This window comes from Novosphingobium sp. (genome assembly GCF_039595395.1).
In the GTDB taxonomy this organism is placed as follows: Bacteria; Pseudomonadota; Alphaproteobacteria; order Sphingomonadales; family Sphingomonadaceae; genus Novosphingobium.
In genome coordinates this window covers 2,096,326-2,110,188 of sequence record NZ_JBCNLP010000001.1, presented here as the reverse complement: position 1 = coordinate 2,110,188, position 13,863 = coordinate 2,096,326, and the positions used below count along the sequence as shown (strand labels likewise).

General features: G+C 64.3%; 11 protein-coding genes. 7 read left to right on the top strand and 4 right to left on the bottom strand.

All coding sequences use genetic code 11. The annotated features are described in order from the left end of the window. Positions 1–35: 35 nt before the first annotated feature. Together ABDW49_RS09795 and ABDW49_RS09790 are read right to left on the bottom strand one after the other, a co-directional pair. Positions 36–209, bottom strand: coding sequence for a hypothetical protein (locus ABDW49_RS09795; RefSeq protein WP_343611538.1), 174 nt, complete (start codon positions 207–209; stop codon positions 36–38). A 383-nt stretch (positions 210–592) separates the two neighbouring features. Further along, on the bottom strand, positions 593–1,771 hold the full coding sequence (locus tag ABDW49_RS09790; protein ID WP_343611537.1) for an ROK family transcriptional regulator: 1,179 nt from the start codon (positions 1,769–1,771) through the stop codon (positions 593–595). Between the two features lie 184 nt (positions 1,772–1,955). Between ABDW49_RS09790 and ABDW49_RS09785 the strand changes: the two genes are divergently transcribed. The 6 genes from ABDW49_RS09785 (at position 1,956) to ABDW49_RS09760 (ending at position 9,412) form a co-directional block, all read left to right on the top strand. Next, entirely contained in the window at positions 1,956–2,813 is an 858-nt protein-coding gene (locus tag ABDW49_RS09785) for an alpha/beta fold hydrolase (RefSeq protein ID WP_343611536.1), read from the top strand. Positions 2,814–2,880: 67 nt separating this feature from the next. Further along, positions 2,881–3,507, top strand: a complete 627-nt coding sequence (locus ABDW49_RS09780) for a sigma-70 family RNA polymerase sigma factor (protein ID WP_343611535.1) — start codon at positions 2,881–2,883, stop codon at positions 3,505–3,507. Then, the gene (locus ABDW49_RS09775; protein ID WP_343611534.1) at positions 3,458–4,444 is read left to right on the top strand and encodes a FecR domain-containing protein; all 987 of its coding nucleotides are present in this window, start codon (positions 3,458–3,460) and stop codon (positions 4,442–4,444) included. Before ABDW49_RS09780 ends, ABDW49_RS09775 begins: the two co-directional genes overlap by 50 nt. 85 nt (positions 4,445–4,529) lie before the next feature. After that, positions 4,530–7,331, top strand: a complete 2,802-nt coding sequence (locus tag ABDW49_RS09770) for a TonB-dependent receptor (protein ID WP_343611533.1) — start codon at positions 4,530–4,532, stop codon at positions 7,329–7,331. Beyond that, positions 7,331–8,536 (top strand): histidine-type phosphatase, encoded by a 1,206-nt coding sequence (locus ABDW49_RS09765; protein ID WP_343611532.1) that lies wholly within the window; start codon positions 7,331–7,333, stop codon positions 8,534–8,536. Before ABDW49_RS09770 ends, ABDW49_RS09765 begins: the two co-directional genes overlap by 1 nt. A 111-nt stretch (positions 8,537–8,647) precedes the next feature. Beyond that, entirely contained in the window at positions 8,648–9,412 is a 765-nt protein-coding gene (locus tag ABDW49_RS09760) for an IclR family transcriptional regulator (RefSeq protein ID WP_343611531.1), read from the top strand. Between the two features lie 21 nt (positions 9,413–9,433). Here the strand turns inward: ABDW49_RS09760 and fucP are convergent, their stop codons facing one another. Next, positions 9,434–10,759 carry an L-fucose:H+ symporter permease gene (gene fucP / locus ABDW49_RS09755; protein WP_343611530.1) on the bottom strand — a complete coding sequence of 442 codons (1,326 nt, stop codon included), beginning with the start codon at positions 10,757–10,759 and terminating at the stop codon, positions 9,434–9,436. Between the two features lie 52 nt (positions 10,760–10,811). After that, the gene (locus tag ABDW49_RS09750; protein WP_343611529.1) at positions 10,812–11,225 is read right to left on the bottom strand and encodes an alcohol dehydrogenase catalytic domain-containing protein; all 414 of its coding nucleotides are present in this window, start codon (positions 11,223–11,225) and stop codon (positions 10,812–10,814) included. A gap of 248 nt (positions 11,226–11,473) precedes the next feature. Here ABDW49_RS09750 and ABDW49_RS09745 point away from each other — a divergent pair, with 248 nt between their 5' ends. Next, positions 11,474–13,840 carry a glycoside hydrolase family 95 protein gene (locus ABDW49_RS09745; RefSeq protein WP_343611528.1) on the top strand — a complete coding sequence of 789 codons (2,367 nt, stop codon included), beginning with the start codon at positions 11,474–11,476 and terminating at the stop codon, positions 13,838–13,840. Positions 13,841–13,863: the final 23 nt, after the last annotated feature.

Sequence of the window (13,863 nt, the reverse complement as noted above, 5' to 3'; positions counted from 1 at the left end):
AGACCGACTCTCCCATTTATCATATTATCAGACTATCAATAGGTGAAGCGGACGCCAACGCGATAGGTGCGACCGATCGTGTCGAAATCATTCTGCACATTCACGAGGTAGGGGTTGACCATCTGATTGAACAGATTGGTAATCGAGAGATAGGTCTCCCACTTCACCGCGCCGGGGATGCGCGCGGTCAGGCGCGTATTGACCAGCAACTGACCATGGAAGGAGCGCTGCGGAAGGTCGGTCGCCGCCGTGGTCTTGTCATAGAAACCGCCGCCTGAGCGCCGAGACCGCCGCGCGCCGCGACACCGCTGCCGGGGCGCTGCCGCCCGCCGCCAGCGAGGCAACGCTGCCCGCGATCACAAAATCCCTTCGGTTCATGCCTCTAGCCCCTTGTTCTTATCTCACACGGGGGCGCGATCGCACGCGCCATGCCACGCGGCGATTCACCCCATTTAAAATCCGACAATCCACGGCGACCACCGGAATAATCCGATTAATTATTAAAAATGATTGCGATATTCAACCCGATATCGTCCAATGCGAAATTGGTATCGATCCATGCGGGATGCCCATCGATAGGGCGGATAATCGCTCAGGAAACAGGCTGCGTGCCACCCTCGGCCGGCAATAGCAGACTGCCGAAAGCCAGCAAGGCTCCGCCCACCGCCGCCGCATCCTCGGCCAGAGCCGCGATGCGCACGGGCGCCAAAGTGGGCATATCGGCGGCCCGCGCTTCCAGATTCGTCTGGGTTTGTCTGACCAGACGCCGCAGCAAGGGCATGGGCAGCCGCCCCCCGAACAGCACAGCCTCGGGGTTCAACAGGCAGTTCACAGCGATCAGCGGCTCGACCAACGCCTCGGCCGAGCGCGCGATCCAGCGGTCCAGCGTCCCGGCCAGAGCGGGATCGTCCAGCGCGCGGATCGCCTCTTCGCCATGCCCATCGGCCACCAGGGCGGCAGAAAGCCCCGCCAAGGATACAATCGAATGAAGCGAGGTGCGGCCGCCCTGCCCGTCATCGACCAGCATAAAGCCGATCTCGCCGCTGCGCCCCTGAGCACCCCTGTCGTAAAGGGCATTGGTCACCACGCCGCCGCCCAGCGCGAAGGTGAGCAGCAGATGGAAAAAGCGCGTCAGATCCTGCCCCAACCCGAATTGCATCTCACCCATGGCGGCGGCGGCGGCATCGTTCTCGATCAGCACCGGCACATCGACCAGGGGCGCCAGCAGATCCTCGACATCGACCGAGGACCAGTTGTCATGATCGGCCGGATAGCCCGGCAGCGCCAGAATGCCCAGATCGTCGGGAACCGCCAGCCCCATGCCGACGATCGCGGCACGCTCGATCTGCCCTTGCGTCAGCAGCGTTTCGAGATGCCGCGAAACAAAATCCCTCACCTGATCGGGGCCGGGATGGATGAAGGGCTCGCTGATGCGCGCGCGCACCGCTCCGGCGAAATCCACCGCCACCATCGTCAGATGATCGCGGTCGATGTTGAGACCCAGCGCAAAGGCGCCCTCGGCCCGCACCTCCAGTTGCAAGGCCGGTTGCCCGCGCCCGCCGCGCAATTGCCCCACGCTGGCCAGCAGCCCTTCATCGAGCAGGCGGTTGGTGATGTTGGTCACGGTGGCGGTGGTCAGCCCGGTGCGCGCCGCGATGCGCGAGCGGGTGATCGGCCCGTCGGCGCGGATCACCTGCAGCACGACGCGCAGATTGTGGCGCCCGGCATGTTCGATGTTGGTGCCGGCCAGACGTGTTGCTCGATCGATCACGGGACAAGGTGCTCCGTCACAGGTGTTTGACAGCAGTCATAATCAAAAGCACCGGCGTGCGACAGCCCTTCCTCTACGGAACAATACGCAAGCGCGCGACAAGGTGCTTTCATCTTTTTGACATTCCCCCACCCTATCAAACCCGATAGGATCACCGCGCAACATTCGGGGAATTGGTAAGCCCATGAGCATCTTAAACCCCTTCCGCAAGGCTCGTCCAGCCACCGGACCGGTCGAAATCACGCTCGATGGCCCGCTGGCGCAGAAGCATCGCGTCCATGTGGTGGGCGACGGGCCTGATGTCCTGGTCTTTTCGCATGGGCTGGGTACGGACCAGACCGTCTGGCATCCAGTGCTGGAAGGCCTGCCCGAGCGTTATCGCGCCGTGCTGCTCGACCTGCCGGGCGCGGGGCCGCTGCTGCCCGAGGATTTCGATCCCGCCGCCTATGACAGGCTCGACCGCTTTGCCGAGGATCTGCTGGCACTGTTCAAGGAGATGGGGATCACCCGCTGCCGCTATGTCGGCCATTCGGTCTCCGGCATGATCGGCGCGTTGGCCGCGATCCGGGCGCCCGAAATCTTCGAGCAGATGGTGTTCCTCAACGCCTCGCCGCATTACCTCAACGACAATGACTATGTCGGCGGGCTGGAGCCGGAGGATGTGCAGGGTCTGCTGGGCCAGATGGCCAGTCATTATCAGGGCTGGGTCGAGGGCTTCGCCCCGCTGGCCATTGCCGAAGCCATGCCCGAGGCGATCAAGGACTTCACCGCAGGCCTGCTGGCCATGCGCCCGGACATCACCGTGCAGGTCGCCCGCACCATTTTCCTGTCGGATGTGCGGCCCATGCTGTCCAAGCTGAAAGTGCCCACGGTGCTGATCCATTCGCATGGCGATATCGTGGTGCCCGATGCGGTTGCGCATTACCTCAACCGCGCGATCCGCGACAGCCGGCTGGTGTGGATCGCCGCGCGCGGGCATCTACCGCATCTTTCCGCGCCCGATGAAATCCGCCGCGTGCTGCATGTCCATCTGGGCAACTGACCAACCTTACTGTCACCAAAGTTACGCAAAGCCGCATTAGCTGGGCGGGGTCGAAAGGCCCTGTCCCATGTCATCCGCGTCCGTTCCATCGCCTGAGATCATCCGCTGGGTGGCCACGCATGTGGTGCCTCAGGAAGGGGCCGTGCGCGCCACGCTGCACCGTCTGGGTGTCAGCGCCAGCGATGCCGACGACATCATTCAGGACGCCTATTGCCGCTTTGCCGCGCTGACCTGCGTCGCGCATATCGACCGGCCAGGCGCCTATTTCATGCAGACGGTCAAGAACCTGTGGCGCGACCAGCTCCGCCGCGCCCAGATCATCCGCTTCGAGGATTTTACGGAAAATGCCGAGAGCTTCGTCGAACCCGAAGCGATGGGCATCGAAGCCGTCTGCGCCGCCCGCCAGCAATTGCGTCTGGTGGAGGCGATGCTGGCCAGACTGCCCGAGCGATGCCGCACCATCTTCACGCTGAAGCGCGTGGAGGGATGCTCGCAAAAGGAGATTGCCGCGCGCCTTGGCGTCAGCGAAAGCGTGGTGGAAAATGACGTGCAGAAGGCCCTGAGGTTGATTCAGGCCGAAATGCGCGCCACAGCAGGCGCGGCCGGGGATGACATCGCCCCGGCGCGGGAAAACGGACAGTTACTTGACGAAAGAGGCATCACACAGCGACGGACCATCGCCCTCAACGCTTGAGGCCGAAGCCGCGCGTTGGGCCGCGGCCCTTGATGCCAAAGCCGACGAAACACCCGAAGGTCTGGATGCATGGCTGGCGCAGAACCCGCGCCATGCCGGAGCGCTGCTGCGCGCCCAGGCCACGCTGGCGCTGTTCACGCCCCCGCTTCAACTTGTGCCTGAGGCCGAGCCCGAGACACCTCCCTCCAGACCTCAACGCGCCATTGGCTGGCTGACACGGCATCGCACCCGCGTGGCCGCTGGTGGCGCCCTGATCGCGGCGGGCATCGCGGGCCTGTTGTTCTATGCCCCCGGCACGGAACGCTACACCACCGACATCGGCGAGATGCGGCAGGTCACGCTGGCCGAAGGCTCCTCGCTCTCGCTCGACACGCAGACCAGCCTCAAGGTCGAGATGGAAAGCGATGCCCGCGTGGTGAAGCTGGCCGAAGGGCGGACCCTGCTGCGCGTGCGCCACGATGCCGCCCGCCCCTTCCGGGTGCAGGCAGGAGCGATCACCATCACCGACATCGGCACCGTCTTTCAGGTGATCCGCCGGGGCGATGCCGTCACCGTGCTGGTCAGCGAAGGGATGGTCGAAATCACCGCGCCGGGCGGCAAGCTGCGCCTGGGCGCGGGGCAAACCGCCAGCTTCGATGGTAAAGCGAACCTCGGGGGCATGCCCGAAGCACAGACCATCTCCTCCGCCTCCATCGAACGCGCCACCGCCTGGACCAATGGCCGCATCGAACTTGATGGCGAGCGTCTGGATGCCGCCATCGACGAGATGAACCGGCACAACCAGCTCAAGATCACCCTGACCGATCCGGCGCTGGGCGCGGAAAAGCTCTATGGCGCCTTCCGCCTCGACGATCCCTCCGGTTTCGCCCGCACGGCGGCCCTGAGTGTCGGCGCGCAGGCGCGGGATTCAGGCGAAACCATCCGCATCGCAAAATAATTTTGCGCCCGCGAAAAGGAAATCCCCAGAGCCATCGTCGAGCAGGCAGAGGCCCCGAACAGGGGTCGCTTTTGCGGGGATCATCATGCTTGCCACTCGTCGCCATCTGATCGCGACCACCGTTCTGGCCTCCATGGCCGCCACGTCCGTGGGCGCACAGGCCACCGGAGCCATCTCCAGCTTCCATGTGCCCGCACAGGATGTCACCAGCGCGGTGCGCATCTTCGCCAAGCAGGCGGGCGTGCAGATCGTCGTCTCGGGCAGCGTGGCGCAGGGGCGCCGCAGCCACGCCGTCTCGGGCAAGATGGGCACGGGCGAGGCGCTCAATCGCATGCTGGAGGGCACTGGCCTCGCCGCCAAGGCCACCGGTGACAGCACCTATGTGATCGTGGGCGGCGCGCCAGAGCCCACGCCCACCGCCTATGACGCGGCCGATGCGCATGACCCCATCGTCGTCACCGGCGCGATGGTCGCCCAGCGCGAGGCTGTTGCCGAAAAGCGCAATGCCGACAACACGGTGGAAACGCTGCACGCCAACGATGTCGGCAAGCTGCCCGACCAGAACGTTGCCGAAGCGATCAAGCGCCTGCCGGGCCTGACCGCCGCCAACGATCAGGGCGAGGGCCGCTATGTGGTGATCCGTGGCATCGATCCGGGTCTGGCCAATGTCACGCTCAACGGCATGACCCTGCCCGCGCCCGAGCCCGATGGCCGTCAGGTCAAGCTGGACGACATTCCCAGCGCGATGATCCAGTCTGTGTCAGTGTCGAAATCGCTGCTGGCCAGCCAGGACGCCAATGCCATCGCCGGCGAGGTCGCGATCCGCACCAAGACCGCTTTCGACAGCAAGAAGCTGTTTTTCCTCGATGCGCGCGCCTCGGTCGGGCATTATACGCTCAACAACAAGACGCCCTACGATCTGGACGCCACGGTGGGCGGGCGTTTCGGCGCGGACAAGCAGTTCGGTGCGGTGATCTCGGCCAGCTATTCGCGCCGCCCCATAGAGAGCGAGAACTATCAAGGGTCGAGCAACTGGTCCTCGACGGGCGCGCCCGATGGCAATGGCCTGCGTGACTACAATCTGTCGCGCACGCGCCTTGGCGTCGTTGGCAATTTCGACTGGCATCCCAATGAGAAGGTAAAGCTCTACCTGCGCACCTCCTACTCCGAATTTCAGGATCACGAGACGCGCGACCAGAACCGCCTCGCCGTGACCGCCTATGACGCCACCACCGGCGTCCCCACCAAGGGCACCGCCACCATTCTGGTGCGCCAGCGTCAGGAAAACGACCATACGCAAAGCGCCATTCTGGGCGGCGATTTCAGCGATGTGGCCGGCGGCACGCTGTCGGTGGCCGCTGGCTACACCCGCGCGGTCAAGCAGGACCCGCTGCGCAGCGAGTTCACCTTCACCACCGCCAAGGGCGGGGTCAATCTGGCCTATGACGGCTCGACCTATCCCTACACGTTGGCGCCCGCCACCGCCGGCTATTTCGGCAATGCCAGCAATTTCTATTTCAGCAAGTACAACATCGAAAACCGCTATGCCTATGAGCAACTGTGGCAGGGCAAGCTGGATTACACCCATCCGCTGGCCATCGGCGACGGCTCGGAATTCAGCTTCGGCGCCAAGATCACCGATCGCCACAAGGATGACGATCACAACAAGATGACCTACTCGGCCACCTCGACCAAGTGGTTCCTGAACAATGTGGGCTACACCGGGAACACCGGTTTTTACGGCAACCAGTTCAGCTTTGGCCAGCGCATCAACTATTTCGCCGCGCGCGACTATCTGACGAGCAATCTGTCCACGCTGGCAACCGGCTCGGCCACCACCTCGGGCAACATTTCGGACTCGCTGGCCAGCGACTACGACGTGCGTGAACGGATCACGGCGGGCTATGCCCAGCTCAAGCTGAAGTTCGGCGCCCTGACGCTGATCCCCGGTGTCCGCGTCGAGAACACCTATGACAGCACCAAGGCCAAGATCGTCAATGCCGCCTCGAAGATCACCGATGGTTTCAACACCTTCGGCAAGGTCAATTACACCGACGTCTTCCCCGGCCTGAACGCCAAATATGACGTGACCAGGGACCTGCTGCTGCGCGGCGCGGTGACCACCTCGATCGGTCGTCCCAACTATCCGCAGCTCGCGCCCTATGTCACGGTGACCGACACGTCGCAGACCGCCACGGCGGTTTCGATCGGCAACCCCAATCTCAAGCCCTATCGTTCGGTCAATCTGGATGCCTCGGTGGAGTTCTATCCCGCGCAGGGCAGCATCATCTCGGCCGGGATCTTCACGAAATCCATCGACAATCCGATCTACTCGACCACCACGCTGCAGAACAATGTCACGCTCGGCAATGTGCTCTACAGCGCCGCCAATGTGACCCAGCCCTTCAACGCCGACCATGAGAATGTCACCGGCGTGGAGTTCAACCTGCAGCACCAGTTCACCAAGCTGCCGGGCGTACTGTCGGGCTTTGGCGTTTCGGCCAACTTCAGCCATGTGTGGGGCAGCGCCAATGCGGCGGCAATCCGTGGCGGCAATGTTCCGCTGGCCTATCAGTCGAAGAATGTCGGCACGGCGCAGCTTTTCTATGAGAAGTATGGCTTTGGCGCGCGACTGGCCTTCTCCTACCGCTCGGCCTATCTCGACACGCTGGGCAGCTCGGCGGCGACCGACCAATACACCGACGCCAATGGCCAGCTCGACCTGCATGTCAGCTATCAGATCATCCCCGCCGTCACCGTCTTTGGCGATGCGGTGAACCTGACCGACGCCCCATGGCGCCGCTATATGGGCGCCAACCGCAACTGGCTGATCGAACGCGAGCATTACGGCACCCAATTGCGCGGCGGCGTGCAGGTGCATTTCTGATGCGCCGCGTTCTGGCAAGCGCCGCTCTGGCCCTGATGGCGGGGACGGCTCACGCGGCCCCTGCCCCGGAAGGCCTTACGGTCGACCGTGTGGTGATCGTGATGCGCCATGGTGTGCGCCCGCCCACCAAGGCGCAGCCCATGCCTGCGGGCGTCACGCCCGAGACATGGCCCTCATGGCCGGTCGAGCCGGGCTTTCTCACCCCGCATGGTGCGCTGGCGGTCGAGCGTCTGGGCGCCAGCGATAGCGCTGCCCTGCGTGCCCAAGGCGTGATCCCGGCAAAGGGGTGCCCCACCGTCCGCATCGTGGCCGACAGCGACCAGCGCACCATCGAGACCGCCAAGAGCTGGGCCAAGACCTTTGCGCCGGGCTGCGACCTGCCCAGCGACCACCAGCCGCAGGGCAGCAAGGACCCCCGCTTCGGGCCCATCGAGGCCGGTCTGGTCAAGCTGGACGCAGGCTTGGTCGATGCCGCCGTGGCGCAAGGCGTTGGTCCGGGCGGCATGGCGGCGGTCGAGGCGGCGCATCGCCCTTTGCTGACGCTGGCCGACCATATCCTGTGCAAGGACGGCGCTTCGGCCAGTTGCGGCATCGGCGGCGAGCCCAGCGCGATCGCTCCGGCGACCTCCGCCAAGCGTCCAAAGATGGCGGGCGCGCTGGACCGCGCCTCCACCGTGGCGCAAATCATGCTGCTGGAATATGGTGAGGGCAAGCCCATGCCGCAGGTCGGCTGGGGCCGGGTGACGCCAGCCCAGATCGCGCAGCTTTCCGCGCTGCACGCGCTGGAGTTCCGCCTGCTGGCGCGGCCTTATCCTGTGGCCTCGGCCAATCTGTCGGGCCTGCTGCCGATCATGCACGAGGGGCTGACCGGTGACACGCCTGTCACCATGATTTCGGGCCATGACACCAATATCGCCAATCTGGGCGGACTGCTCGATCTGCACTGGCAGGTGCCCGGTCTGGCGCAGGACGATCCGGCACCGGGCGGCGCCATCGTGCTGGAGCGGCTGAAGGCCAAGGACGGTAAGCTCTACGTCCGCGCCTCCTACCGCGCGCAGTCCTTGGAGCAGATCCGCGCCGCCACGCCGCTGAAGCCCGGCGCAGCCTATCGCGCCACCATGGCCATCCCCGGATGCGCCGCCGAGCAGGTCAACGGCCTGTGCCCGCTGGACAAGGCACTGACGCTGCTGGGTGCCAGCCACTGACCTCACACCGGCGCTGCCTTGGCACCCAAGGCAGCGCCATCCGGAATGCTCCCCGGAATACATTGCCAAAACCCTACCGCCAGACTAGCCACAGGCGCCAAGGAGGCGCATGTGACAGCCGGCAATATGGTCTATTCCGCTCCAGCTCTGGAAAAGGGGCTCGACATCATCGAGCTGCTTTCCACCGAGCCTGACGGCCTCACCGCCAATGAGATCGCACGGCGGCTCAAGCGGTCCATCAACGAAGTCTTCCGCATGATCATGGTGATGGAGCAGCGACGCTGGCTCAGCCAGTCGTCGGACAACCGCTATCGCGTCACCTATGAGGTGGTGAAATTCGCCATCCGCGCCACCCCGGCGCAGGGGTTGATCGATGCCGCGGCGCCGATCATGCATGATCTGGCGCGCTCGACCTATCAGTCCTCGCATCTGGTGGTACTCTCGCAGCAGCAGGGTTTCGTGCTTCACCGGCAGGAGAATGTCGGGCCGGTGGGCTTCGGCATGCGGCTGGGCGCGCCGATCGATCTGGTGGCGAGCTGCTCGGGCAATGTGCTGCTGGCCTTCAGCCCGGCCGATCTGGTGGATGAACTGCTCAAGGAGCTGCCCCGGCCCAAGGCGCTGACGGTCAAGGCGTTGAAGGCGCAACTGGCCAGCATCCGCGAGAAAGGCTTCGAAAGCCGCCCCAGCCTGCGGACCGAGGGCGTGCACGACATCAGCTACCCTGTTTTCGGCTTCGACGGCGCGCTGGCGGGGGTACTGACCATCCCCTATCTGCGCCTGATCGACGGATCGCAGCAGTTCGATTTCGACGGCACGGCGGCGGCCCTGGCACAGGCCGCAACGAGGATTTCCAGAGTTCTGGGCTGGGCGGGCTGATCAGCCCGCCCGCTCGCAGGGTCAGGCTTCGGGTTCCTGCGTGATCCGCTGCTGGGTCAGGGCGAAAAGCAGCACCACTGCAAAGCATAGCGCCGGAACCAGCATCGCCAGCCGCAGCGATCCCGAGACTTGCGACAGGAACCCCATCAGGGGCGGAAACACCGCCCCGCCCACAATCGCCATTACGATCAGCGGCGCCCCCATCGCGGCAGCAGCGCCCAGTCGCGCGATCCCCAACGCAAAGATCGTGGGGAACATGATCGACATGAAAAAGCTGGTCGCCGACAGCGCCACCACCGCCGCCACGCCCGATCCCGCCGCCGCACCAAGGCTGAGCAGCACGCCCGCCCCGGCATAGAGCAGCAGCAGCCGGCTCGCCTCCACCTTCTGCATCAGCGCCGCGCCCGAAAAGCGGCCGATCATGAAAAGGAACAGGCTGAAGGAGAGCAGATAGGCGGCATGGCGTTCGGAAACCTCTGGCTGCATCTCCTTCACGAAATCGACAAAGAAGCTCCAGACGCCGACCTGAGCGCCCACATAGAAAAACTGCGCCACCACCGCCGGCAGCAACCCCGGCTGGCGCAGCAGCCATCCGGCCTTCGGCGAGGCATCGTCCCCGCCCCGTCGCCTGGACAGGCTCGGCAGGCGGACCTGGGCCACGGCCAGCGCGATCACCATCACCACGCCTGCGAGCACCAGATAGGGCATACGCACCATCGCCGCCTCGAAAGCGCGATAAGCAGAGAGATCCTGCGCGCTCATCAGCGCGAGTTCGGCATGGCTGCGCTCAACGCCCGAAAAAATGAACATGCCGCCCAGCACGGGCGCGATCACCGCGCCAAGCCCATTGAAAGCCTGAGCGAAATTCAGCCGCTGCGAGGCGCGGCTGGGGTCTCCGAAGCTGGCGATATAGGGGTTGGCGCTGGTCTCCAGAAAGGCGGCGCCCGAAGCCAGCACGAACAGCGCCAGCAAAAACGGCCCATAGCGCCCCATATAAGAGGCCGGATAGAACAGCAGCGCCCCGCCCGCGTAAAGCAGCAGCCCGACGATGATCCCCACCCGATAGCCAAACCGGCGCGCCACCAGCCCGGCGGGCAAGGCCATACAGAAATAGCCGAGATAGAAGGCAAACTGGATAAACCCCGCCTGAGCGCGATCGAGCGCCAGCGCCTTCTGAAGCTGCCGAATCAGGATATCGTTGAAATTGTTGGCAATGGCCCAGAGCATAAACAGGCTGGTGATCACCACAAAGCCCAGCTCATAGCCCTGGGTGATAAACCGTCCATCCACGCTCGCGCTTTTGGGCCCGTCTCCGGGCGGGGCAGGCACCGTGATCGCGCTGTCCATATCCTCTCCTTCCCGTGGCTTGAGGCTGCCCGCTTTTGCGGATCAGCCCGTCTCAGAAACGACCGATGGCCTTCATGATCGACGGCTGGATCTCCAGCTCGAAACTATGCGTGTGTAATGGCTCGGTGGGAATGGTGCCGTCCGCCAGACAATCGATAACCTGCTGGAAATCTTCACGCAGCGCGTTGCGGCTGCCGATCAGCGCCTTTTTGCGCTTGTGAAATCCGGGTCGCTGAAGGTGATGTCGTCCTTGATGACGCTGACCAGCACAGCCTCGCCCGCACCCGGCATGCCCTATCACCCGCGGATAGGAGAGGAAGGGCTGATTGCCTTTGAAAATATGAAAATCCGTGCCGCACAGCCACACGCGGCGGATGCGGATCAGCGCCTCGTCAGGACCGGCTTGCGGGGCTGCTCGGTCCTGCAGGGTCAGCTTCATGGGCGCTTCGCAGATGATCGCTTTCATGCATCATGTCCGCCGGTTTCCGTGACTCGCCTTTTTACATGTGAAAGCAACTGCCGCAAATCAAAATCAGCACCAGTGGCTGAATGGCCCTTGCGATATCCGCTAAATATAAAAATTACTTTTACATCTGACAAAAATATGATGCATTACCGCTGGCAAAACAGGATGGAGAGAGCGATGCACGCCGGCAGCCCAAAGCAGGTCGAAACCATGCGAGCGCCCTTCTCCCCTTGCGCAAAGGCAGGGATGTGACCGAGACCAGCTTCCCCCTCACCCGTCGCCAGGCCATCGGCGGCGCTTCCGCGGCGCTGACCGCTCTGGGCATTGCGCCGGATCTCGTCTGGTCGGCAACGCCTGCGGCCGAGGCGAACCAGCTATGGTATCAGGCACCCGCCAAGGTCTGGACCGAGGCACTGCCGGTCGGCAATGGCCGTCTTGGCGCGATGATCTTCGGCGGGCTGGGGCAGGAACGCATCCAGCTCAACGAAAGCACGCTGTGGGGCGGCGGGCCCTATCAGCCGGTCAATCCGGCGGCGAAGGAAGCTCTGCCCCGCGTCCGCCAACTGATTTTCGATGGCCAATACGAAGAGGCCGAGAAGCTGGCCGAAAGCGATCTGCTGGGCACGCCGAAACGCCAGTGCGCCTATCAGGCGCTGGGCAATCTGCTGCTCGACATGCCCGGTTTCGACGATGCTCAGGCCACCGGCTATCGTCGTGAGCTGGATCTGGATGCCGCGATCAGCACCACGCGCTTTACCCGCAACGGCACGCAATATCGGCGCGAGGTTCTAGCCTCGCACCCCGATCAGGTGATCGCGATCCGCCTGACAGCCGAGGGACCGGGCCGCATCGATCTCGATTGCGGCATCACCTCGCCCCAGAAGCGCGCCTCAGTCCATGCGCAAGGCACCGATGGCCTTGTCCTGTCCGGCCATAATGACGACAGCAACGGCATCCCCGGCGCCTTGCGCTTCGAGGCCAGACTGAAGGCTATCACCAAAGGCGGGAAGATCGCCTCCGCCGATGGCAAACTCTCCATACGCGGAGCCAGCGAAGTCGTCCTGCTGGTCGCCATGGCCACCAGCTATCAGCGCTTCGACAAGGTGAATGGCGATCCCACCGCCATCACCAGCGCGCAGATCATCAAGGCCGCCGCGCGCGGTTTCGTGCCGATCGCCAGAGACGCCTCGGCGGATCATCAGGCGCTGTTCCGCCGCGTCGCCGTCGATTTCGGCACCAGCCCCACTGCCGCGCAGCCCACCGATGCGCGCATCCGCAGTTCGGAAACCTCCGATGATCCGGCGCTGGCGGCGCTCTATTTCCAGTATGGGCGCTATCTGCTGATCTCGTCCTCACGCGCGGGCGGGCAGGCGGCCACGCTGCAGGGCCTGTGGAACGACAGCACCAATCCGCCATGGGGATCGAAATACACGATCAACATCAACACCGAAATGAACTACTGGCCCGCCGAGCCGACCAACCTGCCCGAATGCGTCGAGCCACTGGTCGCGCTGGTGCGCGACATCGCCATCACCGGCGCGGTGACCGCGCGCAAGATGTATGGCGCGCGCGGCTGGGTCACCCATCACAACACCGATCTGTGGCGCGCGACAGCCCCCATCGACGGCGCCAAATTCGGCATGTGGCCGATGGGCGGAGCATGGCTGTGCACCCATCTGTGGGACCATTATGACTATGGCCGGGACAAAGCCTATCTCGCCTCGGTCTATCCGCTGCTGAAGGGCGCGTCGGAGTTCTTCCTCGATGTGCTGGTGAAGGCCCCGCGCTCGGGCTTTCTGGTGACCAACCCCTCCATGTCGCCCGAGAACAACCATGGGCATGGCTCGTCCCTCTGCGCGGGGCCGGCGATGGATATGGAAATCCTGCGCGACCTGTTCGACCAGACGGCACAGGCGGCCAGCATTCTCGGGCTGGACGGCGCCTTTGCCGGGCAGCTCCGCGAAACACGCGCCAAACTGGCCCCCAGCAAGATCGGCAAGGCCGGGCAGTTGCAGGAATGGCAAGAGGATTGGGACATGGATGCCGGTGACATCCACCATCGCCATGTCAGCCACCTTTACGCCCTGTTCCCCAGCCATCAGATCGACATCCACAAGACGCCGGAGCTTGCCGCCGCCGCCGCCAGATCGCTGGAGATCCGGGGCGATCGTGCCACGGGCTGGGCCACGGCATGGCGCATCAATCTCTGGGCGCGGCTGGGACAGGGCGATCATGCCCATAGCATCCTGCGCTTCCTGCTGGGGCCGGAACGTACCTACCCCAACATGTTCGACGCGCATCCGCCCTTCCAGATCGACGGCAATTTCGGCGGCGCCTCGGGCATGACCGAGATGCTGATGCAAAGCCTGGGCGATGAAATCCGCCTGCTGCCCGCCCTGCCCAAGGCCTGGCCGACCGGTTCGATCCGGGGGCTGCGCGCGCGGGGCTGCTGCCTAGTCGATGTGAACTGGCGCGATGGGCAACTCGACAGCGCCACCATCCGAACCACCCTGCCGGGCCGCCGCCGCATCGTCACCGGCGGCGCCAGCATCGACATCGACATCGCCCCCGGACGCCCTGCCCGCCTTCTCGGCCCGGCGCTGCGTCAGGCGTAAACAGAACAGGATCGTTATTGTGA

Coding starts and splice junctions, on each gene's coding strand:
- fucP (WP_343611530.1), bottom strand. CDS start 10,759: ATGGACAGCGCGATCACGGTGCCTGCCCCGCCCGGAGACGGGCCCAAA.
- ABDW49_RS09785 (WP_343611536.1), top strand. CDS start 1,956: ATGAGCATCTTAAACCCCTTCCGCAAGGCTCGTCCAGCCACCGGACCG.
- ABDW49_RS09750 (WP_343611529.1), bottom strand. CDS start 11,225: ATGAAAGCGATCATCTGCGAAGCGCCCATGAAGCTGACCCTGCAGGAC.
- ABDW49_RS09770 (WP_343611533.1), top strand. CDS start 4,530: ATGCTTGCCACTCGTCGCCATCTGATCGCGACCACCGTTCTGGCCTCC.
- ABDW49_RS09780 (WP_343611535.1), top strand. CDS start 2,881: ATGTCATCCGCGTCCGTTCCATCGCCTGAGATCATCCGCTGGGTGGCC.
- ABDW49_RS09765 (WP_343611532.1), top strand. CDS start 7,331: ATGCGCCGCGTTCTGGCAAGCGCCGCTCTGGCCCTGATGGCGGGGACG.